The 22,607-nt window shown below is 60.1% G+C and carries 21 protein-coding genes; 10 read left to right on the top strand and 11 right to left on the bottom strand.

The genetic code is table 11. The annotated features are described in order from the left end of the window. Nucleotides 1–3: 3 nt before the first annotated feature. Genes nifS through RAD04_RS05585 form a run of 3 tightly spaced genes read right to left on the bottom strand, consistent with a single transcriptional unit; the run spans nucleotide 4 to nucleotide 1,816 of the window. Nucleotides 4–1,197, bottom strand: a complete 1,194-nt coding sequence (nifS, locus tag RAD04_RS05595; protein WP_461622952.1) for a cysteine desulfurase NifS — start codon at nucleotides 1,195–1,197, stop codon at nucleotides 4–6. Then, on the bottom strand, nucleotides 1,194–1,484 hold the full coding sequence (locus tag RAD04_RS05590; RefSeq protein ID WP_461622951.1) for a NifU family protein: 291 nt from the start codon (nucleotides 1,482–1,484) through the stop codon (nucleotides 1,194–1,196). Before RAD04_RS05590 ends, nifS begins: the two co-directional genes overlap by 4 nt. Before the next feature lie 17 nt (nucleotides 1,485–1,501). After that, entirely contained in the window at nucleotides 1,502–1,816 is a 315-nt protein-coding gene (locus RAD04_RS05585) for a HesB/IscA family protein (RefSeq protein WP_461622950.1), read from the bottom strand. A 278-nt stretch (nucleotides 1,817–2,094) separates the two neighbouring features. Between RAD04_RS05585 and RAD04_RS05580 the strand changes: the two genes are divergently transcribed. The 3 genes from RAD04_RS05580 (at nucleotide 2,095) to hemN (ending at nucleotide 5,598) form a co-directional block, all read left to right on the top strand. Further along, nucleotides 2,095–2,685, top strand: a complete 591-nt coding sequence (locus RAD04_RS05580; protein ID WP_461622949.1) for a hypothetical protein — start codon at nucleotides 2,095–2,097, stop codon at nucleotides 2,683–2,685. A 601-nt stretch (nucleotides 2,686–3,286) separates the two neighbouring features. Further along, a complete protein-coding gene (locus RAD04_RS05575; RefSeq protein ID WP_461622948.1) occupies nucleotides 3,287–4,159 on the top strand; it encodes a xanthine dehydrogenase in 873 nt (290 codons plus the stop codon). 104 nt (nucleotides 4,160–4,263) lie between these two features. Then, on the top strand, nucleotides 4,264–5,598 hold the full coding sequence (hemN, locus tag RAD04_RS05570; RefSeq protein WP_461622947.1) for an oxygen-independent coproporphyrinogen III oxidase: 1,335 nt from the start codon (nucleotides 4,264–4,266) through the stop codon (nucleotides 5,596–5,598). A 545-nt stretch (nucleotides 5,599–6,143) separates the two neighbouring features. Here the strand turns inward: hemN and RAD04_RS05565 are convergent. Both RAD04_RS05565 and RAD04_RS05560 read right to left on the bottom strand, forming a co-directional pair. Further along, a complete protein-coding gene (locus tag RAD04_RS05565) occupies nucleotides 6,144–7,946 on the bottom strand; it encodes an ABC transporter ATP-binding protein (protein ID WP_461622946.1) in 1,803 nt (600 codons plus the stop codon). A gap of 1,726 nt (nucleotides 7,947–9,672) precedes the next feature. Beyond that, nucleotides 9,673–11,190, bottom strand: coding sequence for a porin (locus tag RAD04_RS05560; protein WP_461622945.1), 1,518 nt, complete (start codon nucleotides 11,188–11,190; stop codon nucleotides 9,673–9,675). Between the two features lie 859 nt (nucleotides 11,191–12,049). Between RAD04_RS05560 and RAD04_RS05555 the strand changes: the two genes are divergently transcribed. The 5 genes from RAD04_RS05555 to RAD04_RS05535 all read left to right on the top strand — a co-directional run bounded on the left by RAD04_RS05555 (nucleotide 12,050) and on the right by RAD04_RS05535 (nucleotide 14,120). Then, nucleotides 12,050–12,295, top strand: coding sequence for a hypothetical protein (locus RAD04_RS05555; RefSeq protein ID WP_461622944.1), 246 nt, complete (start codon nucleotides 12,050–12,052; stop codon nucleotides 12,293–12,295). A gap of 245 nt (nucleotides 12,296–12,540) precedes the next feature. Beyond that, nucleotides 12,541–12,675 (top strand): hypothetical protein, encoded by a 135-nt coding sequence (locus tag RAD04_RS05550; RefSeq protein ID WP_461622943.1) that lies wholly within the window; start codon nucleotides 12,541–12,543, stop codon nucleotides 12,673–12,675. A 36-nt stretch (nucleotides 12,676–12,711) separates the two neighbouring features. Beyond that, nucleotides 12,712–13,344: an IS66 family transposase gene (locus RAD04_RS05545; RefSeq protein WP_461622942.1), complete on the top strand. Its 633-nt coding sequence runs from the start codon at nucleotides 12,712–12,714 to the stop codon at nucleotides 13,342–13,344. Then, complete coding sequence (locus RAD04_RS05540; protein ID WP_461622941.1) at nucleotides 13,280–13,474, top strand: IS66 family transposase; 195 nt, start codon at nucleotides 13,280–13,282, stop codon at nucleotides 13,472–13,474. Before RAD04_RS05545 ends, RAD04_RS05540 begins: the two co-directional genes overlap by 65 nt. 448 nt (nucleotides 13,475–13,922) lie before the next feature. Then, the gene (locus RAD04_RS05535) at nucleotides 13,923–14,120 is read left to right on the top strand and encodes a transposase domain-containing protein (RefSeq protein ID WP_461623174.1); all 198 of its coding nucleotides are present in this window, start codon (nucleotides 13,923–13,925) and stop codon (nucleotides 14,118–14,120) included. 144 nt (nucleotides 14,121–14,264) lie between these two features. Here RAD04_RS05535 and RAD04_RS05530 read toward each other — a convergent pair whose 3' ends face one another. Beyond that, nucleotides 14,265–15,122: a Crp/Fnr family transcriptional regulator gene (locus tag RAD04_RS05530; protein ID WP_461622940.1), complete on the bottom strand. Its 858-nt coding sequence runs from the start codon at nucleotides 15,120–15,122 to the stop codon at nucleotides 14,265–14,267. Nucleotides 15,123–16,529: 1,407 nt separating this feature from the next. Here RAD04_RS05530 and RAD04_RS05525 point away from each other — a divergent pair. Next, nucleotides 16,530–17,447, top strand: a complete 918-nt coding sequence (locus tag RAD04_RS05525; RefSeq protein ID WP_461622939.1) for a TauD/TfdA dioxygenase family protein — start codon at nucleotides 16,530–16,532, stop codon at nucleotides 17,445–17,447. A gap of 456 nt (nucleotides 17,448–17,903) precedes the next feature. Continuing rightward, nucleotides 17,904–19,304, top strand: a complete 1,401-nt coding sequence (locus RAD04_RS05520; protein ID WP_461622938.1) for a carbohydrate porin — start codon at nucleotides 17,904–17,906, stop codon at nucleotides 19,302–19,304. A gap of 499 nt (nucleotides 19,305–19,803) precedes the next feature. On the opposite strand, the gene fdxB is transcribed toward RAD04_RS05520, so the two are convergent. The 5 genes from fdxB to nifN are packed head-to-tail and all read right to left on the bottom strand — an operon-like array spanning nucleotide 19,804 to nucleotide 22,599. Continuing rightward, nucleotides 19,804–20,103 carry a ferredoxin III, nif-specific gene (gene fdxB, locus RAD04_RS05515; RefSeq protein WP_461622937.1) on the bottom strand — a complete coding sequence of 100 codons (300 nt, stop codon included), beginning with the start codon at nucleotides 20,101–20,103 and terminating at the stop codon, nucleotides 19,804–19,806. Nucleotides 20,104–20,115: 12 nt separating this feature from the next. After that, nucleotides 20,116–20,316 carry a CCE_0567 family metalloprotein gene (locus RAD04_RS05510; RefSeq protein ID WP_461622936.1) on the bottom strand — a complete coding sequence of 67 codons (201 nt, stop codon included), beginning with the start codon at nucleotides 20,314–20,316 and terminating at the stop codon, nucleotides 20,116–20,118. A 9-nt stretch (nucleotides 20,317–20,325) separates the two neighbouring features. Continuing rightward, nucleotides 20,326–20,796, bottom strand: coding sequence for a NifX-associated nitrogen fixation protein (locus tag RAD04_RS05505; protein ID WP_461622935.1), 471 nt, complete (start codon nucleotides 20,794–20,796; stop codon nucleotides 20,326–20,328). Nucleotides 20,797–20,803: 7 nt separating this feature from the next. Beyond that, nucleotides 20,804–21,199 (bottom strand): nitrogen fixation protein NifX, encoded by a 396-nt coding sequence (gene nifX, locus RAD04_RS05500; RefSeq protein WP_461622934.1) that lies wholly within the window; start codon nucleotides 21,197–21,199, stop codon nucleotides 20,804–20,806. After that, entirely contained in the window at nucleotides 21,196–22,599 is a 1,404-nt protein-coding gene (gene nifN, locus RAD04_RS05495; protein ID WP_461622933.1) for a nitrogenase iron-molybdenum cofactor biosynthesis protein NifN, read from the bottom strand. The genes nifX and nifN overlap by 4 nt, the downstream gene beginning before the upstream one ends. Nucleotides 22,600–22,607: the final 8 nt, after the last annotated feature.

Here is a 22,607-nt window from a genome sequence, read left to right as displayed (position 1 = left end):
AGATCAACTCCAGGAATTACGGATTGCTAGCGGGGCGAGCTCTCGGGACATGCCACGCAGACGGACCAGGATGTCGGACAGCGCACGCACGACCTGGTCGATTTCTTCAGCGGTGGTTTCATGGGACAGCGAAAAGCGCACCGCGCCGGGCAGGCTGCTCGCCGGCACATGCATGGCGCGCAGCACATGCGATGGCTCCATCGCGCCTGAGCTACAAGCCGACCCGAGCGACGCGGCAATGCCGGCGCGATTGAGGTGATGGACGATCGCTTCGCCTTCAAGACCCTCGAAGGCGATATTGGTTGTGTTCGGCAGCCGGTTACAGTGGTCGCCGAGAACCGTGCACTGGCCGTTCTGCAAGATCGACTGCTCCAGACGATCGCGCAGCACAGCAACACGCACGCGCGCTCGGTCGAGCCGCTCTGCAGCAAGCTCAGCCGCTTTTCCGAGACCGACGATGCCGGGGATGTTCTCGGTTCCGCCGCGGCGCCGGCGTTCTTGTCCTCCGCCCCGGATCAGCGGCCTGAATGTCGTGCCTTTGCGTAAGTAAAGCGCGCCGATCCCCTTGGGTCCATGCAGCTTGTGTCCGGACAGCGACAGCATGTCGATAACGCTGGCCTTCAGGTCGATGGGTACCCTGCCGACCGCCTGCACGGCATCGGTATGAAACAGCGCGCCGGAGGCGCGCGCCCATCCGGCCAGACGTTCCACCGGGAAGATGGTGCCGGTCTCGTTGTTGGCCCACATCACCGATGCAATCGCCGTACGTGGTCCAAGCGCCGACCGAAAAGCCTCAAGGTCGAGCCGGCCGCGCGAATCCACCGCGATCAGATGAACCTTGGCCCCGCTTTGGGCGACCTGTTCGACCAGCGCCAGGATCGCCTGATGCTCAACCGAGGTGGTGACGATTTCGTCCCGGCCCTCCTGCGTCGCCAGCGCTGAGAGAATGGCGGCATTGTTGGATTCCGTCCCGCCAGAAGTAAAGACGATCTCGTCATCATGGGCAGCCCCTACTAGCGCCTGCACGCTGCGGCGTGCCTGCCGCATGGCGCCCGCGACCTGCCTACCAAAGGCATGGGCTGAGGAGGCATTGCCGAACCGCTCGGCGAAAAACGGCAACATGGCCTGCACGACCGACGGATCCGTTCGGGTCGTCGCATTGTTGTCGAGATAAATAGCCACTGAAACCCTGCTCAATATGGCGCCGTAGGCGCGCCGGCAACCGGGATCAGGCGAACGAATTCGCCGAGCTTTTCGATCAGCCGCGCCTGAATGCCCTCCAGCGTCGAAGCTGACAGCTTGCAGAGCACGCAGGCCCCCGTCAGCTTGACCATGATCTTGGTCCCGTCGATCGCAACCAGCTGGCAGTCACCACCGTCGCGCTTCAGATTGGGGCGGACCTCCTCGAGCAAGGCGCAAATCACTTGCTCCCGGTCCATCTCGGCGGCCGTCGTTTGCTTCAGTTGCTTGGATTCGGCCAGCATGCTTGCGACCTCGTTCATCAGCTGAAGGATTTACCGCACGAGCAGCCCGCGTTGGAGTTCGGGTTGTCGAAGGTGAATCCGGAGCCCTCCTGCGCCAGCACGAAATCGATAGTGGTGCCGGCGAGATATTTGTGGCTGTCGTTGTCGACGAACAACTTGACCCCGTCGCGCTCGATCACCTTATCGTCCGACGTCGTCTCATTGGCCAAGCCCATGATGTATTTGAACCCGGCACAGCCGCCGGACTCAACCGTAATGCGCAAGCCGCTTGCTCCCGATGTTGAAATCACCCCCCTGACCGCATTCAGTGCGTTATCTGTCAATTTGATCATGCTCACTCTTTCACCTGCGTGGCTCGGCTGACTGCAAGTTGGCAATTCGCATGCCAGCGCACGCGCGCCTGATAAGGCTTCCGTTTTTCAACTCTCGCCTGTTGGCTTTGCGACTCGTGTCGGCTTCCCGACGCGGCGATTTCGGGATTTAAGCGCGCTTGCGAGTTTCTTCAGGCGTTTACACAGATGAAATGCGGTGCATGGGTCGGCAAGCAATTTGCATTTCCGTGCTGCGCCGGTCGTGGGCCGGCGATGAGCTTAGATCGAGGACGATTTTCATGACTGCAATCGAGAACACCGCGCTCGGCCGGCTGGACAAGGAGGGGCGACTTCTCAATGCCGTTCTCAAGGGGAATACGACCGGGCCGGGCCGATTCGGTTTTCGTGGCGATATCGCGTTGAAGTTCCAGGCCCAGCTTGCGGACGAGAAGCGCCCGCCGGATTATTCAATCGAGCAGGTCTTGACGGTCGCGCAGGAGGGCGAAAGCACAATCCCGGTGCTGGCCGGTTATCTGCATTCATTGGCCTATCTGACCGATGTCAGCAGCGTTCTGGACGGCGCGCTGAGACCCGACGGGCGCTACTTCATGTTTTGCAACAATATAGATCTGTTGGCGAAATACCGGACCAAGGTCGGCGACATCACCTTCCACATCCTCCCGTGCGATGAATCGACGGTCTGGAAAGAGATGATGGACCTGGCCGGGCTCGATAAGAACGACTTCAAGAAATTCGATGCAGGCGGCAAGCTGGACTACCTGCTCGACGCAGCCACGGCTCTCGACGCCTCCTATGAGGAGATCCCTTACGAAGACGGGCTGAGGCGGATGGGGCCCGTGAAAAACCGCAACCAGAATCGCCCGGTCTGAACGCTGACTTTGGATCTCGTCGAAGCGGCCTCCTCGACAGGTCGCGCCTCAGCAGATGTCGCGGTCCATTTCCATCGGAGTGATGAGCGCGAGTCGCTCGCGTTGCGACGCGATCAACGCGGCGGCCGCGCGACGCGCGGAGCCGATCCGCGGCGGCTCGATCGGACAGTTGCCGGTGCGGCCAGGAACTTCTTGCATTGGAATTCACATTGACGGCGATCCCACCCTTCCGGTGCAACGAACAGAGTCCCCGGCACCCTACAAGACAACCAATGGCGCGCGGCTGTCGTCCTCGTCAACGATCGCGAGATGAAACTCACGGGGCTAGCGCACTGAACGCTTTCGGACCCAGAACCGACGTGGATGCTTCCGGCTTTCTGCGCGATGTGGGTTTCCAACAAGGGTTCGCGACTCTGCAACAAGCCGTTCGTTGCTTTGGGACAGAACTCATGCTGAACGGTCCTGCAATCGTTCGCGGCAAGAGAGCCAAGGCATCTGTCAATTGGCGCGGCTCTTGCTCAGGTGTTCGACGCAATCATCCAGCGCAACTGCTTTGTCCGCAGCGTTTGCAGAAGCGAGGACACTTCGATTTGAGGTCTGAATGTCTTTAGAAACTGATCGTCAGGATCGACTGTTCGCGATTATCCTCGGCACCAATGAGATTGCGTCTGCGATCGCCGTCCAGCTAGCGCGCGGCGGAACTTGCGTGGTGCTGTCGCACGATCCCGATCCGCCTGTGATCCGGCGCAGGATGGCGTTCCATGACGCGCTGTTCGCCGGGACGGCACAGGTCGAAGATATTGTGGGTGAACGCCTCGACGACGCCATGCAGGTGCTCAGGGCGATCCGCGGGGACGCTAGCCGACGAAGACGGGTCATCGTCTCCCGTCTCGGTCTTGTCGACCTCCTTCCGATCCGGCGCATTGATGTGCTGATCGACGCGCGTCTGCAGAAGCGCCAAATCAGGCCCGACCTGCGGCGGCTCGCGGGACTGACCATAGGTCTGGGCCCAGGCTTCTCCAAGAGCTCGAATTGCGATGTCGCGATCGAAACCCGGCCCGGCAGGATCGGCCTGGTCCAGCGAGACGGCTGGACGGATGCGGCTGACGGAAGTGCGAGCCGGCTCGGTGATCTCGGCGCCGAACGTTTCGTTTATTCTAGCCTTGATGGCACCTGGCGAACGTCAGTCGCAATTGGAACGCATGTCGACAAGGATCTCGTGCTCGGCCATCTTTCCGGCGCGCCCGTCATGGCGCCGCGCGATGGCGTCTTGCGCGGCATCATCCGTGACGGGACCGAGGTTCCTTCCGGCGTCAAGCTGCTCGAGATCGACCCGCGCGGCGTACTGGCGCAATGGACCGGTATCGACGACCGCGGCCGGGCAATTGCCAATGCGACGCTAAGTGCGGTCCTTCGAGGTGCGGCGCAGCGGTTTGGCCTGGTCGTTCAACCGGAGATGTCGGGACACGCGTGACGGGCCGCCGCAACAGCCGCCTGGAGCGCGTCACTTTGCCTTTTGGACAGTGTCGACAAACCCGCCCCGCAGCGGGCGGGCCGAGCCAGCATGGGACAGTAACGTTGCAGACCTCAATCCTCAAAAGGCATTACGATGCCCGCCCGCCTTGGTACACCATCTATCCAACAGTGCCGGAGTTCTCCGCGGCGGTCGGCCCCAAGGATTGTGAGGAATGGCTGAGGCGCCTGCCGACCGACGACGCCGTGTCGCTCTATATCCACGTTCCATTTTGCCGGTCGATCTGCTGGTATTGCGGCTTTCCGAGGACCAGCACTGGCCGGGATGCGCCGATCCTCGACTATCTGGCGGTCCTGCATGAGGAAACCCGTCTGGTCGCGGCGCAAGCGCCGCCTGCGCTGCCCGTGAGCGATGTGCATTTCGGCGGTGGAACCCCGACCCTCATCCCGCCATCCGAGTTCCCGGCCCTGATGGACGTCCTGCGCCGCCACTTCAGCTTCAGGGAAGGGGCTGCGGTCGCCGTCGAGATCGACCCACGCACCTTCACGGTCGAAATGGCCGAAACTCTCGGAGCCGCCGGCGTCAACCGCGCAAGCCTGGGTGTGCAGAGCTTCGATCCCGTCGTTCAAAAGGCCATCAACCGGATCCAGAGTGAAGCGGAGACGGCGGGTGCCGTCGAAAATCTTCGCGGGAATGGAATAACCCGCATCAACTTCGACCTCATCTATGGTCTGCCAAATCAGACAGTGCAGTCCTGCGTCCGGACCGCGGAGACGGTGGTGGCGATGCGCCCCGACCGCCTTGCTGTGTCCGGTTACGCGCATGTTCCCTCCTATAAGAAAAATCAGCGTCTGATCGATGAGGCCCTGCTGCCGGACACGGTTGCCCGTGCCGAACAGGCTGCGGCGGTGGGCGACACGCTGGTTGCTGCCGGGTACTGCCAAATCGGGCTGGACCATTTCGCCTTGCCGGACGACGAACTCGCGCTGGCGCAGAAGACCGGTCGCTTGCGACGTAACTCGTTGGGGTACTCGGCTGATACGTGTCAAACCGTTATCGGCCTCGGTGCCTCGGCCATCGGCCGTGTCGGCCACGGCTATGTCCTGAACGAGGTTGCAACGGGTTCCTACACGCGGCACATCCGCGCTGGCCGTCTGGCGACGTCAAAGGGCTATCCTCTCTGCAACGAAGACCGCGTCCGGGCCGCGATCATCGAGCGGCTGATGTGCGACCTGGAGGCTGATGTTCCGGCAATCTGTGCGGCCTTTGATTTTGATCCGGTTCCCCTGCTCGATTCGGCTGAACGCTTGCCGATGCTTGCCGAGGACGGGGTCGTGGACATCGAAAGCGGCATGATCCGCGTAAGGCAGGAACACCGCTTCTTGCTCCGCACTGTCGCTGCCGCATTCGACGCATATCTCGACCGCTCACCCTACTAATCCAATGCGGATGACGTTTGTGGAAGGCAACCACCGGGAAGGGCGGGCGTGATGGGTTGCCTGATGCAAGTGGGCTGCCTTGAAATTCGGCTGTGTCATCAATCTGGCAAGACTAGCGATCACCGCCCCGAGCTCTGGCGGCTGGACTTCGCCTTGCTCCCGCTCGCGCCTTCGCCGATGACTTACACGCGCCGCGCTGACGCCAAAACGCTCCGTCACCTCCCGACCTGAAACACCGCTCCAAATATAGAAAAGCACCCGTTCGCGAAGATCCATCGACAGCAGTTTCGCCAACCCCGCAGGTTTCCATCCCGGCGACGAGCTTTCATCATCAAACCGCCGATCTGGACATCCCCAGCAACTCAGCCAGATGGACTAACGCTCACAACCAGCGCGAAAGCTGTCCCTCTGGCGAGATGCGCGAGCTGCGCGAAGCTCAATTTGAACAGACAATCCCAACAGCATCGCGGCGTTTGAGGTTCCGCTGAGCAAACCAGCGACTTCGTCTCAAACGACCGAGATCTCAAATGCAATGATGTCGGCGGCTAGCCTGCCGCCGAAATATGGCCGAAGTCGGTGACCTGCCTCTCGAACAGCCCGCGATAGATGCCGCCGGGCCGCTTGGTCAGTGCAACATGTGTGCCCTGCTCGACGATACCGCCACGATCAAACACCAGGATGCGATCGAGGCTGCGCACCGTCGACAGGCGGTGTGCGATCACGATCGAGGTGCGCCCCTTCATCAGCCGCTCCATCGCCTGCTGGATCAGCGCCTCCGATTCCGAATCCAGGCTCGAGGTCGCCTCGTCCAGGATCAGCACCGGTGCGTCCGCCAGGAAGGCGCGCGCCAGCGCCACACGCTGTCGTTCGCCGCCCGAGAGCTTGACGCCGCGCTCGCCAACCAGCGTGCCGTAGCCCCTCGGCAGCCGCAGGATGAAGTCGTGCGCGTTTGCGAACCGAGCCGCCTGCTCGATCGCCTCCCGGCTGGCTCCCGGCCGGCCATAGGCGATGTTCTCGGTAAGCGAGCGGTGGAACAGGATCGGATCCTGCTGCACGATCGCGATCTGGCTGCGCAGCGATTGCTGCGTGGCCAGCGCGATGTCCTGGCCGTCGATCAGAACGCGACCATCGGAGACGTCGTAGAGCCGCTGCACCAACTTAGCGAAGGTCGTCTTGCCAGCGCCGGAGCGGCCGACGAGACCGACCCGCTCGCCGGCGCGGATCGTCACCGACAGCCCGTCGTAGAGCGGCGCGATATGGCCGCCATAGTGGAACGTGACGTCGTCGAACACGATCTCGCCGCCCTCGATCGCGATCGGTCGCGCGCCAGCAGCATCGGCGATGCCGATCGGCTCGTCGTGGATGGCGACCAGCTCGTCCATGTCGTTGACCGAGCGCTGGAGGTTGTTGATGTGGAAGCCAACGTCACGCAAATAGGCGTGGATGACGTAGTAGCTGGTCAGCACATAGGTGACGTCGCCGGGCGAGGCCTTCCCCGCCATCCACAGCAGCACCGAGCCGCCGATCACGGACCCTCGCAGGCACAGCAGCAGCGAGAGCTGCGCCATGGCGGTGTAGTTGTAGCGGAACCAGGTCCGCCCCACCCGCACGCGCCAGCGGTTGATGACACGGGCGAGCCGCGCATCCTCACGCGTCTCGGCGCCGAACGATTTCACCACCGCATTGCATGTCAGCGCATCCGCCAGCGTGCCGCCGACCTTGGTGTCCCAGGCATTGGAGACACGCGCGGCCGGCGCGATATAGCGCGTCGAGAACAGGACCGTCATCGTGACATAGGCGAGCGCACCGAGCGCGACCACGAGGCCGAGCGAGGCCCAATACACGCCGAGCAGGATTGTCGATCCGATCAGCACCAGCAGTGAAGGCGCCAGCGCCGTCAGGATGGTATGGTTCAACAGGTCGAGCGCCCACATGCCGCGGGTGATCTTGCGCACCGTGGAGCCCGCAAAAGAATTGGCGTGCCAATCGGTCGAGAAGCGCTGCACGCGCATGAAGGCGTCCTGCGCGACATCCGACATGGTCTTCAGCGTGAACGGCACGATCGCCTGCAGGCCGATCAGTCGCAGCACCATCGACGCTGCGCCCAGCGCAACGATGGCGCCGAATGCGAGCAGCGCCGCATGACGCGCGTCGGGATCGGACGCGCCGCGCGTCAGCCCATCGATCAGATGCCCCGAGAACACCGGCATGAATAGGTCGGCGAGGGTCGCACCGAGCAGTCCGCCGGCCACGACAAGGGTATGCCCCGGCTGCTTCAGCCAGTGCCGGAACACGAAGGGCAACACGACCCGCATCGCGGTAGACGGTTTATCAGCTGGAGGGATCATGGCGCAATCAGCCACGCTCATCGCGCAAGCCAGCTCTAACTGACTTAAACTGCAGCGTCGCAAGGGCGCGAGAGATCTCCGGTCCTCGATCGGCCCCCTCCGCCGAGCGAGACGCTCGACGCCAACAGCCCAAGTTGGTCGGACCTGGAAGCCTGGCATTCTGAGACGACCGGGAACGCCCCGCCTCTTGCACCAAACGTCTTCGGCCTTTTCTCCTCCATAGCATCCCGCTCGCGAGAAGACTTCTCCTTTGAGGGATCGCAGTCATCGGGAAGCAGGGCGTCGCGCACCTGCCCGGCGGCCGCGACCAAACGTCCATCATGGCTTTCCGTGAGAAAGAAGAGATAGCGCTTGGAGTACCCCTTGTCGTTGCAGACGACCAGTCGACATGTCCATCAGGCTCGTTCGCGCGCACAGACATCAATTGCATTCCGATTTCCTCGACGCATGACATGCGCAGCGCCATGCCCCCACGATTGCCATGTGTGCGCCGAACCATCAATTGCCAAGGTTAGTAGTTGACTGGTGCGCAAGGCATTCCCGCGGATGGATGTACCGCAGTTTTACAAGCTCCAGGTGGTCGGCATTAGACAATCCGCGGGCGCCCTACTGGAGCGCGCGCATCCTCCAAGCAGACAGTCGGCGATGGCCAAACTATCGGTTGAACTTCAACACCGCGGTAAGCTACAAGCGCCGCCATCATGGATGGCAAGTTGCGAAAGTCATGTCCTTGATCATGCTACAGCGGAGACGGCCGACCGGAGCCATCGGAATACCCTCCCGTGTGAGGATTAGGGTCTGAAAGTCCTCAATCCTCTCAGACAAGAGGCGACCGTACTAATTCTCCTCGTATGTCGACAACGCGTACGCTTCTCATCGTCGCGACGACGACCGTGGGTACGCGTGTAGGGTTCCTGACAGAGGGCTGCAAGCCGCTGCAATACCTTATGCGCCTTGTGAGACTCGCCCATCAAGCATCACATTCCCTTCGGCAAGCCATTTGCATCGCGTATCACGCCGCCGAATTGACCGGCCCTGGCGTTAGCTCGAAGGAGTATTCTAGTGACGACATTCAAGAACGTCGCGGTCACGCCATTGGAACTCGGCCGCTCGGCCAGCGCGCCGTCCGAACGCTGAAAAGACCAAGCGCCTCGAGGCGCACGCCGCATTCCTGGCGATTCCGAGCATGGAAGGAGCAGACCTAATGCATCGTCCGGCGACTTCCAGCTTTGCTGGCCTCACATCGGAACGAGCTTGGATCGGTCTAGGCTGGCGGAGGTAACCAGATTAACCGATTCTAGGAGGGGCCCGCACGGGGCGCCGCTGTGCGGGCCTTTCTCGGCTGTAACCTGCGTTGCTAACTAGCGGCGATATGGGGTTCACCGGCGCCCCTTAGCGCAAAGGCCCAGTTCTGGGGGGGGCCAAAGTTCGGTCTCGCTACAGACCCCCCGAGACTCCAACCGCTGCTGCATGTCAATTAGGTGGGAAGGTCGGCGGTTGTGCGCGCAATGTGAGTGCGCCGACTAACGCGCCTGACTAGAAATTCTTGAAGCTCGCCCGAAAGATTGGAGAAAATCGGCGCCAACGGCAAAGGGCCCACCCATATTCAAAATTTGGCTTCTGAATTCTAAAAGGCCCCCGGCGGGCATGCCGGAGGCCTTCTTGGAGGTTTTAGGTTAAATCCAAAGAGCCGTTCAATGTTCTCCTTCGCTAGTTTGACCGATACTTACCAGTTGCGCTGAGCGCGAAGAAGCAGCGTGAGCGCGTTCTGGTCCTTCAGTTCATACGCAAAACCCGGCTTGGCAATACTCGACTGCAGCGGCAAGGTAACGGTGCTTCCGCTCGCGTACTTCTGGTCCAGCATCACGTAGGTGAGATCGGCGGTGAAGGTCAGGTTCTTGACTGGAGTCCAGCGAGTGACCACACCGACGGCACTATAGTTGTAATCGGGGTTACAGCCAGCAAGACCGCTTGAGAGGGCGAGCGTCGTAACCATCGCGCCGCAGACGTAGCCCTTTGCCGTATTGTTATAGCGCACAGCACCCCACCCGCCGTAGATGGCGCTGTTCCACTGAGGACTCCAGTTATGAGTGTAGGCACCCTGAAAGCCGTACGTCGTCGTCAGCTGTTGGCCCGAGCCAGTAACGAACACCGAGTCGGACAGGCCGGCAAGGCCGACGCTCTGGTAAGCACCGGGCAGGCCAGTACCTCCATACATCGCGACGGTGCTCGACATATATTCCTGGAAGTTGTAGCGGCTTGCACCGCTTGTATATACACCTGACATGTTGATGGTATCGCCAGCACCAGTCGGGATGTTCTTGACCGACATCGCCAACTGACCTGCCCAACCCCATTTGTCACTCGGATGACCGCTCGTCTCGTCCGCACCATAGTAGGCGGCATGATTTTCGTGCGACGCGACCGACGCCTGGAACAATCCCCAAGCCTGGTCAACCCGAAGCATCGCAACAAGATCAGGAGCTCGCGAACCACCAATGTCGTTGGCGCCATATGCTCCAGTTGCGAGACCCGCTGCGGTCGCGCCACTCACGTTCCAGATGTTACTCGTGAGGTTGGCGACCTGATCCTGAGCCGAGAAGGAGGCCGAGATGCCCTGACCGAAGTCAGCGGTATAGGTGAATTGGTTCACTGGCTCCCAGCCGCCACCGCCTGGCAGACCATCGAAGCTGTTGCCCGGATAATTGGTCCACGGTGAGGCGAACTGCGATTGCGCCTTACCAATTGTAAATCCAGCGAACTGGAAGAACGCGTAGTAAACGCCGATCGATCCCGCGGAAATCTGAGAAGCGATCGACGTTGTATAGGCCGTCGAGCCATTGATGGCCGTCGTGCCCGCGCCGGTATAGCCGCCAGTGGTCCAAGTCTGCACCCCCTCGAAAAAGGTGCGAAGTACGCCATACTCCGTCGCTGTGCGCGTGTCGATATTGAGATCTGCGCGAGATTGAGCAGTGTAGTAGTTCCTGATGCGGTTTTGCGCACCGGCCACGCCGCTATCCGCGGTGCCATAGACCCCGTTCGTGCCCAGTGCGAGCGAAGTACGCAGATAACCACCCAGCTTGATGCAGGTATCGGTGCCCGGGATGTAGTAGAAGCCGGCACCATACAGGGAGCAAATCTTCACGTATTCGACCGCCTTGGCCTTGACGGGAAGGTCGGCAGCCTGCGCTCCGCCGACGGTGACCAGACCCGCCGCCGCCGCGAGAATAAGTCTCTTGATCATCTTGCTAAAACCTCCAAGTTGTTCGCCTCAACAGTGACCGGCTCAAACAAGCCAAATGAGACCGATCACTTGCGCCCCCCAAATCATCCTCGACCAACTCAGCGTTATTGAACGCCAAATGAAGAGACTGAGCCAATGAGCGTTGCGGTGCGGACGATTCCGCTCCTCACATCGCTAGGTTGACAGATTGTTCTGAAGGGTGGGGCGCAAACTTGGTACCAAATGCACCGAGGACTCACCCGATGCTTAAGCTGTGCTCTATAAGAGTCACTACGGTGCGTTTTACACAATACGACGCTATAAGCGCGCGTTCCACACGGTGTAATGAATGAACGTTTCGTACATCACACAATTATCCAAGCGACCTCGACTCTGGAACGTTCTCACACCTCTTCCCGTATAGTTGCGCATCCGGTGACGGCCGCCTTGTCGAGTGAGGCGTTGTTGAGAACACTCCTTATGGGGGGGGTGATGAACGCAGTGCCCAAGTCGAGCGGTCCGAAGTGGCAGAGACGGGTCGGCGGCGACGCTGCTCCGAGGACGAGAATCTCAAGATCGCCTTGAGAGCTAACAGACGACACGTTAGATCGCGGCGACGCGCAGCATATGATGTTTCGCGCCATTGCTGCTGCGATGGCGACGGTCGTTCCATCCGGAGCCGAAGGATACTCTCGCGCAACAAAATGGGTTTCCTATCAGCGAGGGTGGCCCCGGACTGCGGCGCAACGCCTGGTCCGGTCGTGCCGGCCAGCAGCGGCGGGGCGATCGAGATCGAGCTTTCTGTCGAAGTTCGGATAGGGATCACGTGCGAGGTCGACGCGGCAACGCCGAAGACTGCCGTCGCGGCGCTGGCTGATGGATGGCAGAGACGATCCCCATTCCGCCTGCCGCTCGGGCGTGGATTGCGACCGGTCACACCGACATGCACCGCGCCATGAATCCGCTGGCACCATTGGTTTGGTGCAGAAAGCCTTCAAACGCGACGCGCATGGCGGCGGCCTCTATTCGGTGGCAAAGCAGCAAGCCGATCAATATCCTTCACGATCGGCTTGGCATGTCGTTCTATCCAGCGTCGCGGCCGCTTTCCCTGGCCTGCACCGGCTGACGGCATTGCGACGATCATACCGACTTGGTTACCTGTTTGAGGGCATTGACTGGCGCATGCCGCGACAACACCTCGCGACCGCAGCCGGCTCGCGGCGGCTCGAAGAGCGACGACCTATTGTGATTCTCTCAACAGCGATGAGGCGTCGGTGATTCGCTTTCCGATGATGTAACCAAGCTGAAGGCGATGCTGCCTGCCGAGCGGGCTGGTTCACCGCGAGAGCGGAGTGGGAGGCGCGGATATTGATGATTGAGAAGTTCGCACTCACGATCAAGAAACTGCGGCACGAGCAGTTCAGACGGTCCTCGGAGCGTGGTCCGCTATTGGACCCGCTCGAGCTGCAGCTCGGCGATCTCAAGGTGAATGCCGCGCAAGCTTAAACTGCGGCGCAGATGGCGGCAGCTGATAAGACTACGGTGGCATCATTCGAGCGCTGCAAGATGGCGCGGCCGTTGCCGGAGCATTTGGCACGGGAACGCATTATGCATCCGGTGCCGGGGACCCGCCCATGCCGCGCGACGACCGAATGCGCAAGCTCTGCGCCGCGCCAGTGGAAAGTGATCCAGCACTTGCGCGAGAAGTTCGTCTGCCGGGCCCGCGAAGCGATCACCCGATCGCCCGCCCTCTCGCACCCGATCGCGCGTGGACGTGCCTGGCCTAGGCTCCTTACCCATGCCCTGTTTGCCAAGTGCGGCCTGCACCTGCCGCTCAATCGTCAAAGCTCTGGCCACCAGCGCGAAGGCATAGATCTCGATGTGCCGGCGCTCGCGGATTGGGCGGGCGCTGCGCCGGTAACCATGATGGCGCTCGTCGACGCGATCCGGAGCCATGTCTTCGCTCCCAAGCGCATCCACGCCGATGATACCACGGTGCCGGTACTACCCAAGGAAGGCCTCACCGGCCAGCTCTGGCCCTATGTGCGCCACGACCGCCCGTTTGGATGTGCCGGCGCTCGCGGATTGGGCGGGCGCTGCGCCGGTAACCATGATGGCGCTCGTCGACGCGATCCGGAGCCATGTCTTCGCTCCCAAGCGCATCCACGCCGATGATACCACGGTGCCGGTACTACCCAAGGAAGGCCTCACCGGCCAGCTCTGGCCCTATGTGCGCCACGACCGCCCGTTTGTCGGCCCGCCTGAGCTGGTGCGCATCTGGAGCGGCATCTGGGGAGCTATGTAGGGCTCATGCAGATCGACGCCTACGACCAGCTTCAGCAAGCTCTACGAGGCCAATCGCAGCGGAGGTCCGATCATCGACGCTGCAGGGTGGGTGCGCCGCAGGCGCACGTTCTTTGATCTCGCACGGCTCAGTCAAGGCGCTGGTCGCGACCGAGGCGCTCAAGCGCATCGATGTTCTGTTCGGTATCAATCGCAAGATCAACGGGCTTGCACCTGAGGAACGCGTCCGCAGGTGCCTAGCCGCCGCCCTGATCGCCGAGCTGGAGGCGGGGTTACGCAAGCGAGCGCGCCAAGCTCTCCAGAAAACAACGATACGAGCAATGCGGTCAATTGCTGCCTCAGCCGCACTGGATTGCATTCACCGCTTCCTTCACGACGGGCGCCTAGTGCATGTCGAACGAAGCTATCGGACGCGAGCTGCAGGCCGTATCCGTGAGAAGTAGAGTTGGATCTTCGCTGGCTCCGATAAAAGCGGCCAGCGTGCGGCTGCGATCTATACCCTTATTGCCAGCGCGAAGCTCAGCGACATTGATCCCCAAGCTTGGCTTGCCTACGTCCTGCCCAGCCTGCCGGATCATCCCGCCAAGCGCATTCACGAACTGCGGCGTTGCAATCGGCGGCCTCAGAGCGCCGCTCACGCTGCTTGAGGGCCTGCCGCCGAAGTAAACCTGCTTGGGGCTGCCACCGGCTAGGTATCTTTATAGACTCCATGCGGCGCGATCTGCGTGACACATCGGTCACGCAACGGAGCAAGGGGAGAGACAGGATAGAACCGGCAGATCCGAATTCGCTCACGTGACCTGGCAGGCCGGCGCTTCCGCCAGCCGTTCGCCGGTCGATGCGTGGTCAAGTGACGCATATGCGCTCGCGATAATGCCGTAACAGCAGCAAGCCTTTGCCTCGAGGCGTTCGCGATTGTCCACTTGCAAGATCCCGCGCATCTTGCGAATCAACCCTTGCTCCTCAAATCGATTGAGTGCCCTCGTTATCCCCGCACGTTGCAACCCAAGAACGGCTGAAATGTAGTCGTGTGTAACTGAAAGGACATTGCTGTCGAGCGTGTCACACACCAGACAGAGCCAACACGCCAGCCGCCTTTCGAGTTCGTGTCGAACGCCACATAATCCCGTCTGGGCGCAATGGGTGTTGAGCGTTTGAGAATACCTCAATAGATTTTCAAGAACGTTTGGGCGCTTACTCACCACTCGACGTAAATCATCAACATGAATTCTCAGTGCGCTTCCGGGAAACAGCACAACAGCTTGTTCTGTCGTAACGTTGCCTCCCGCTATGAGCGAGCCCCCAACTGCGCCACGATATCCCACCACTGCCGTCTCAATGATACTTCCCGGGGCAATAATCCTTAGTGAAACGAGACCCGATTCTATGAAATAGACGTGCTCAAGGTTCCGTCTCGGCTCTTGGAGAACCACACGTTCTTTTAGGACGATTGGCTCAAGGAACTCCCCCAGAGCAGCAAGGTCTTGCAGAGAAATTCTCGCTAGAATCGAATTCTTGACGAAGGACCGCGCCTTAGGACGTGCGATAGCGCGCCGATGAAACATCGGCGGTTTGCCGTACTCTTGGTTGGAAGGAGGGCATCCAGAGCTGTCAAGCGCGTCGAGGACGGGAGGCACGTGGTCGGTCATAGTGCGGTCCGTCTGTTGCCTTGCGGTTTTTGAGTGAGTCAGCGTAACGAAATAGTGATTTTAATCGTAATGGACCTCTTAAAGTTAAATCGTGCAATAGAGCTGCCTTTAAGGTTGAAATTCCGCGTTTAAAGGGTGCTGTCCGATGGATTTCGGCCTGTGAATGCCATGCGGCATCAAGTAGCAGAAGGTATCTTCCTTCGACGGCTTGATCGCTGGATTGAGCCGACATCATTCCCAGTGGAGATTGCTCGCGCAGCCGAGAGCGCACTCCGCCGGCGTTTAAACTGAAAATAGCGCTTGCAGAAAAAAGAACGCAACCGTCCCTAGGCCGGCAATTGGGGAGGAAACGCCTTGGTCCGCTTCGTCGATTGCGGGGAAGGGATAGCTTTCTTGGCTAAATTTGCGTGGCAGGAAACCCGCCGGCTTCCCTTTTAGAAGGCGCGACAGGAGAGGAAACTGTAGTCGCCTGTCCCGCAGATTGACCGATTCAAGCTTGTTGAGCAGCTCAAATCGGGCAACGGCCGCGTTGGGCCGTCTGCACGGTGTGGCGACAGTTTTACCAACCCACCCTCTTCATCTGCAGGTGCGTACAGAAGGCGGCGGTCGTATCCTCGTGGATCCAAGGGACGCAGTCCTCGCCATCTGAGCTTGTGCTCTGCGAAGCCGATGAGCGTCCCTTGTAGACAGTCCGGCCTGCTAAAACACTCGGCGTGGCCACAAGTGCACAATTGGCTCGTGCGCGCGGAGAATGATTGTGAATCTCAGGCCTGGATCAGCGGTCGTCGGCGTCCTTCAGCCTGGCTGTGCCTGGGTTGACGTTTGCCACTGAGAGCGAACAGACCCAAAGTGTTTTTGAACTTGTCGAGCGTCCGCAGGGAGCGTTCCCGGCTCGGGACTCCTGCCCTTACGTAGCTGGAGTCTCGGCTATATCGCGCACGGCTTTCGCGAATAGAGCCATTAGGTCTTGGAGGTGACGCTTCACGACGGTGTCACCAGGCAGGGCTTTTGAGCTTCATGCCAAGGAAAACACGCGATCGAGAAACAGTTGGTCGTCGAAAATCCCTGCACGGGGTACTTCCACCCAAGCGCATGATGAAGACCATATTCGTTGAAATGGCGCCGTATTCCCTCGACGATCTCGCATAAACCTGGATGGGTTTGCATCCCAGTCAACTACCGATCTTCGCAGTTGTTCGAGATGACCGGCCATGTCACACGACCGGCAAATGAGCGCTGTGCAAATCAAACGTGATCTCGTTGATATCGCGTGTAACACGCAGCATCGGGTCTAGGCAGCGGAATTTGATGCTACCTGCATGTGCCGTCCGATTCTGCGCTCACTCATTCGCGTCCCAGCACAACGGGTTGGTCTACAAACAGATCCGCTTTTGGGAGAATGCCAGCATGAACAAGACGGCCTCGATCGACAGTATCATTCCGCAAGCCGATATCGCAAAGCGCGCGGCGCGGATCGGCGCTGAAATCAGGAACATCAAGCTGTCGGGCGATTTGCCGGCGGAGACGATTACCGCGATCAACAGCCTGCTGCTCGAGCACAAGGTTCTCTTCTTTCGCGATCAGGGCCATCTCGACAACGCAGAGCAGGAGCGCTTTGCCCTTCGTTTCGGAACGCTTATGGCGTATCCGATACTCGCTGTCATCGAGGGAACGGTATCGATGATCGAGCTTGATTCCGCGCGCCCCCCTCGCCGAGCCGACCTCTGGCACAGCGACGGGACCTTCTTCGAGGCTTATCCTAAAATCGCGGTCCTGCGAGGCGTTGTGATCCCACAATTTGGCGGCGATACGATCTGGTCAAACACCGCGACCGCCTATCTGGACCTCTCCACGCCGCTGCAACGGCTTGCCGACGAACTCTGGGCGGTTCACAGCAATGCGTTCGACTACTCCGTCATGGCCAACAGCGAGGCCGACAAAAAGCATCTCGACGAGGTGTTCGCCAGGACGGTCTATGAGACCGAGCATCCCGTCGTGCGTGTCCATCCCGACACCGGAGAACGCGCGCTGGTGCTCGGCGATGTGGTGCAACGCTTGGTTGACATCCCGAAATATGACGGCCAGAGGCTATTCACCCTTTTCCAGTCCCATATCACCGCGCCCGAAAACACCGTGCGGTGGAGTTGGAAGGTGGGCGATGTGGCGATCTGGGACAACCGCGCCACGCAACATTATGCGGTCAGGGATTACGGCGACCAGCGTCGTGTCGTTCGCCGTGCCACCGTCGCTGGCGAGGTGCCCGTCAGCACCGATGGTCGATTGAGTTCGATGCGCATAAAGGCCGCCAAGGAGCCGCCCGCGTAGGTCGCTTAAGGCTCCCCAGAGACGTCAAATATCCCGCCGACGCAGTCTCTTCCGCTCGTTTGCTCTTACAGCATCCACGAGCGTGGGTCCTCTGTCGGCATTGAACAATGTCCATTCCCGGCGCCTTGAGCGATGATATCTCCTCCGACCGCGATCTCCCCTTGCTCATGGACGTCCATGACGCGCTTACTGACGCAGCTGCTTCCGGACGTTGCGAGTAAGCTCCGGGCCGATCAGGTCGGCGCACAATCTATCAAAGCTAGCAACAAGGAGGGGAAACTCACGTCGCGTGCGGGCGTGCCTATGTCGGCTCGAACTCGCTCGACTGCGGCTCCGGTCTTCAGCGCTCGATCTACTCTGACGCAAACCGGGCTTGCCATCGCCGTATCTTTTGCGGCGAGTCTCTGCAGTTCGGCGTTGGCAGGAGTTGAGAATGCATCAGACACCAGGAGCGAGATGCCGGATGAGGCTCCTGGAAAACACCTTCAAAAGCCGAGGGGCGCGGCCACCCGAAGCCGTCAGCTCAAGCGAACAAGGCATCTCGACGGCAGCCCGGCGCCGGCACAACCAACCAATATCCCGGACTCAAGGCACGATCGTCCAGAGAAAGTTGCTGAGGCCAGGCCCCCAAAGAAGATCGACCCGTTCGCGAAGTTCGATCACCTGCGTGAAAAAGGCATTTGGCTCAATATACCTGGTCCTGCGGATACGATCGATCAGGACAAGGGCGGGGTTAGATCTGCGCTGGCAGACATCGGGATCGGCTATGTAGGCTGGACACAAAACAGCTTGATAGACAATCGCCTGCCAAATGCATCTAAAAGCACCATCTTCAATCAGCGGTATGTTGGCGAGAGTCCGACATTCGGTACGGTCAATTTCATGATCGTGACCTACGATCTCAGCCGATTTGGAATTCCCGATGGCCAGATAACCGTGGGAGCCGAGCAGCAACATTGGACCTGGAAGCCCGCCGGGCCCGATAGAGTAGGGATCAATACAATTGCCTATTACCAGACGTTTTTCGATAGGAAGTTCGAACTCAAAATTGGTTACCTCAGAAATCATGACGAGTTCTTGGGAATGAATCCATTTGGGCCGACGCCGGTCATCTTGTCCCAAGCTGGAATGAGCAACAATTCGGCGCCGACGCCGGCTCTCAACGTGAAGTACAATTTTGACGATCGCCTCTACACCAAGATTTCGATCCAGCGCTCGGTCAGTCCGGATGGTCAATTGGCGCAGATGACCGAAAATCCCACCGGCTTGGACTGGCGCACGGCCAACGCCGGCATTCTATTGCTTGATGAAACTGGATTTAAGAACAAGGCAGCTCCGGGATTGCCCGAGACCTGGCTGCGAGCTGGAATCGGTTTCAATGACAGCCGCTATCCGCACTTGGCGCATTCGCTCCAACCGAGAGCCAGCGCGAACAGCGCCTACTACGTGGCCGCGGACCGGCAGCTTTGGCAATCTGATGCTCAAGGTTCGCCAGCTCGGGGTATCTATGGTGGGTTCTCCGCAATGTACGCTCCGTCTGACGTCAACAAGGTCAGCCGCTATCTCGAGCTTCGTCTTTATGCGAAAGGACTATTCAGCAGCAGGCCAGGTGATCAGATTGCCATTGCTGCCACCAATATCGCTTGGAGCCACTTTGCAGTCGATGCGGCCCTGGCTAAAGGCGATCTCGTCCATCGCGATAGTACGGCGATCTGGGGAAGATACACTGCGCGGCTGGCGCCCGGGGTTCATGCAACCCTGGGCCTGCTATACATCAACAATCCGACAACCATGACATACACGCGCCAAACCGGGCATGCTCTGAACGTCTTGGTGTCGACATCGGTATTCTTCTAAGTCCGTTGGTGGATTCTGCCGCGAGTACCACGCGAGAGGCAGCCGCCGAGTTCTGAGCGCGAGCTGCGCAAGAACTCTGCCGTCGCCCGGCCACCGCGAGGTTCAGTCCGAACATCGGGGGCATCCGCTGCTCTATGAGGCGAGACGGAGACCACGGCGGCAATGCAGTTCACGCCGCGCGCGGAGACAATCTCCATTGTCCCATTCGCTTAGCAAGCCCTTCGTTGAGGTAAGTCCTCGCCGGCCTTTTTCGCCCGCCCATTGATCACTCCAACCTGAAGTGGGCGTACCTTTACGGACTGGACATCATCATCAGGTCTCCGTCAGAGGAGATGGGCATGTTCGCGTGTTCGGATGCTCGTCGAGGGGGCCCAGCTATTGTCCGCGGCTGGCGCCAAGTTGCGCCACCGAGCAGGCAGCATGAAGTTGCGACCGCCGGAATTCTCTCAACGCGCCTACGCACCAAGTCTCCTTCCTGCACAGGCGACGGAGGCGGCCGTCAGGCCCCTTCTGCCGCGGCGGGCGCGTGGGTCTGGCAGTTGGTCGGACAGACCCGGGCGCAGGCGCCGCAACCGATACAGGCGCCCTCATCATCCATCACCATTATTTTTTTCTCGATCTCATCGTCTTCGTCGCTGCCAAGGTCGACAAGATCGCCCTCCTCGTTGATGCCTTTTAATGTCATGACATGGCGACCACAGACCTTGAAGCAGCGGCCGCATCCGATGCATTTCCCGGAATCGATCGATGCGAGATAATCGGGCATCCAGTCGCGGCCGTCGCGCGTTGCAAATAACATGCTTGTATACCCTTACGCCCTTTCCTGCGCCTTGAGATCCTCGCGCTTTTTCTCAAGTTCGGCAAACGCGTCATGCGCTCTTTGCGCCACCGCCATGATCGAGTTCCAGTTGAGCGGCAGCTCCTCTGATAGGTCGTGCAGATCCATCTTGGCCTGCGTGGCTTTGGCTGACAGCTTTTTGATGTCTGCCTTCAGCGTTTCAAGTTCGCTCATGTCCCGCCCTCAATAGTTCGCCGCGTCTGGGAATTTCCGGATCATGCCGATCCCGTCCGCGACATATTTGTCGCCCTCGGCGGCGAGCTTCGCAAGACCGTCGAACCCGAAGCGATGCACATCGCGCAGCTGCTTATTGACGACGATCAGGCGGCCTGCGATCAGCACCATGCGGCCAAAGCCCTCATGATGCATCTTCAGCATCGGCTGGACCATCACGCCGGTCGCCTTCTCGATCGAGAGCGCGACCGCATTGAAGAACAACTCCAGGCGCCACACTGTGTCCGGATCAGGATCACCCACGATCGGCAGCGCGTGCCGCTTCTCCTTGTCCAAGATATAGGGTTCGAGCAAGTCGAGATCGCTCTTGCCCTCCCACGTCCCATGGCTGTCCTCAGCACGCCAGATCTTGACCAGCTGCTTGAGGAACGGCGCATCAAGCGCATTGCCGGTTTGCCCCGCTTCTGCGGCCTCAGACATGTGATCCTCATCCTTCGAAATCAAGCGTCCGCTCCTTGGCTTTGGCCAGGGCCTTGCGGATCCAGGGGGGCGGCGTTCCCCTCAGCATCCTTTGGAGCTTTTGCAGCAGCTCCAGGATGTTCTCGGGTTTGTGCACTTTGATGGGGTGGATTTTATTCGCCACCACCCGCGCCGCACCGGAGCCGCCAATGGCAACGACATAGAGGATGGCGCAATCCCTGATCGCCTCGATCTTGGGCGCGAGCTTATCCTCGTTGCCGTCCTCCGAAAGATCGCCGTCGAACTGCACCGCCTTCAGAAAGACGTACCCGTCCGGCCCGACGTCATAGATGACAATGTTCTTGGCCCAGCCGAAATGGGCATCGACGCGGCTTAGATCCTGGGTAGCGAATGCGACCTTCATGGAATCGAACTCTCTGTTGCGTCGATGAAGCTGCGGCCGGAGTTTAGAGGCCGAGCCGAGGTCCGCCAGCTATCGGGGCTTGGCTGATGATTTTCCCCGCGGTCGGCGATGAGGAGATTGGCGATATTGAAGATCAGATCGCGCGTGCCGCGATACCCAACGGACAGCTGGTGTCCTGCGCCAACCCGGTCGAACATCGGAAATCCCGCGCGATGAAATGGAATCTTCAGCCGTTCCGCCACTTGGCGGCCGTGCGAATGCGTGATCAGCAGATCGCAGTTCTGTCTCCGAGCTCGCTGTTCCAGATCCTCGAGATCGCCGATCAGCACCTCCTTGGTCCTTACCCGCTCCAGCACGGGCGAGGGCGTGGTCGTCACAGCCGCCGTGACCTGCGCGCCTATGTCGTGCAGCATGCTGGACAGGTCGAACAGGAGGTCAGGCTCTGCACCGATCGCGAGCTTACGGCCGCCGATATGGAAATGGGCGTCCAGCATCGCATCGGCGAGCTGACCGCGCTGGCGCCGGTATTTGGTTGGTACAGGGCGGCCGCTGATCTCGCTCAGGAAGGCGATGAAGTCATCATTGGGGATGAGGCCACACAATCGCTCAAACAGGCGAAATGGCACCCCGGTCCTGGTCTGCATGGCTTCTGCCGCCCGCCGCATCTGCGCACCGATGGCAATGGTCCAGCCGGACTGGCCCATGCTGGCGATTTCCTCAATGCCGATTCCGCCAATGGTCGTCGACGTAAACTCTTTCGGGATATGCCCGTCCAGCGATCGCGCCAGGTCAGGCAGGAAGCTTGGCTTTAGACCGAAATCCTCCAGAATCGTCCTGATCTCATCGAGGTCGGCGGGCGTCAGGTGACATCCGGGAAGGACGTTCACCTGCGCGGGTTCGCGCTCTGTCTCGATCGTCGGCGCCTTTACGAGCACCTCGACCATGCGCGCCACCGTCTTTTCCCAGCCGTCCTGAAACGCATCCTTGAAATCAGGCGTTGAGACATGGACCAAAGGAAATGTGGCGAGCTGCGGATGCTTCTTGCGGATCAGCTTGATGTAGCCGTCGATGTCGTCGCCGTTCGTTTCCGTTACCCCGGTCGAGCAGATCCCGATGATCTCCGGCTTGGTTCGATTGTGGATGTTGAGGATGGCCTGCTCGATATTTTCATACCCGCCGAGCACGGTTGTCACCTCGCTCATCGCGGTGGTCTGCAGCGGGACCGCCTCCTTGAAATGCCGCACGAACAGCGTGAGCCCAAACGATGTGCAGCCTTGCGAGCCGTGGAGAACCGGCATCGCCCCGCGCAGACCCATGAACGCGAATGCCGCGCCGATGGGCTGGCTCATCTTCAGCGGGTTGACTGTGCAGGCCTTGCTCGGCGTGCTGACGATAGCCATGGCGCCGT

The sequence above is a fragment of the Bradyrhizobium sp. 25ACV genome, from assembly GCF_054863005.1.
This window is presented reverse-complemented; position numbering and strand designations above follow the sequence as displayed.

Excerpts from the sequence above, each read along its gene's own strand:
- RAD04_RS05565 (WP_461622946.1), bottom strand. The coding sequence starts at position 7,946 with ATGATCCCTCCAGCTGATAAACCGTCTACCGCGATGCGGGTCGTGTTG.
- nifX (WP_461622934.1), bottom strand. The coding sequence starts at position 21,199 with ATGAAGGTCGCATTCGCTACCCAGGATCTAAGCCGCGTCGATGCCCAT.
- RAD04_RS05505 (WP_461622935.1), bottom strand. The coding sequence starts at position 20,796 with ATGTCTGAGGCCGCAGAAGCGGGGCAAACCGGCAATGCGCTTGATGCG.
- RAD04_RS05540 (WP_461622941.1), top strand. The coding sequence starts at position 13,280 with ATGATGGCGCTCGTCGACGCGATCCGGAGCCATGTCTTCGCTCCCAAG.
- nifN (WP_461622933.1), bottom strand. The coding sequence starts at position 22,599 with ATGGCTATCGTCAGCACGCCGAGCAAGGCCTGCACAGTCAACCCGCTG.
- RAD04_RS05585 (WP_461622950.1), bottom strand. The coding sequence starts at position 1,816 with ATGATCAAATTGACAGATAACGCACTGAATGCGGTCAGGGGGGTGATT.
- RAD04_RS05510 (WP_461622936.1), bottom strand. The coding sequence starts at position 20,316 with ATGAGCGAACTTGAAACGCTGAAGGCAGACATCAAAAAGCTGTCAGCC.
- RAD04_RS05550 (WP_461622943.1), top strand. The coding sequence starts at position 12,541 with ATGATTGAGAAGTTCGCACTCACGATCAAGAAACTGCGGCACGAGCAG.
- RAD04_RS05525 (WP_461622939.1), top strand. The coding sequence starts at position 16,530 with ATGAACAAGACGGCCTCGATCGACAGTATCATTCCGCAAGCCGATATC.
- RAD04_RS05520 (WP_461622938.1), top strand. The coding sequence starts at position 17,904 with ATGCCGGATGAGGCTCCTGGAAAACACCTTCAAAAGCCGAGGGGCGCG.
- RAD04_RS05580 (WP_461622949.1), top strand. The coding sequence starts at position 2,095 with ATGACTGCAATCGAGAACACCGCGCTCGGCCGGCTGGACAAGGAGGGG.
- RAD04_RS05560 (WP_461622945.1), bottom strand. The coding sequence starts at position 11,190 with ATGATCAAGAGACTTATTCTCGCGGCGGCGGCGGGTCTGGTCACCGTC.
- RAD04_RS05575 (WP_461622948.1), top strand. The coding sequence starts at position 3,287 with ATGTCTTTAGAAACTGATCGTCAGGATCGACTGTTCGCGATTATCCTC.
- RAD04_RS05590 (WP_461622951.1), bottom strand. The coding sequence starts at position 1,484 with ATGCTGGCCGAATCCAAGCAACTGAAGCAAACGACGGCCGCCGAGATG.
- RAD04_RS05555 (WP_461622944.1), top strand. The coding sequence starts at position 12,050 with ATGGCAGAGACGATCCCCATTCCGCCTGCCGCTCGGGCGTGGATTGCG.
- fdxB (WP_461622937.1), bottom strand. The coding sequence starts at position 20,103 with ATGTTATTTGCAACGCGCGACGGCCGCGACTGGATGCCCGATTATCTC.
- RAD04_RS05530 (WP_461622940.1), bottom strand. The coding sequence starts at position 15,122 with ATGACCGACCACGTGCCTCCCGTCCTCGACGCGCTTGACAGCTCTGGA.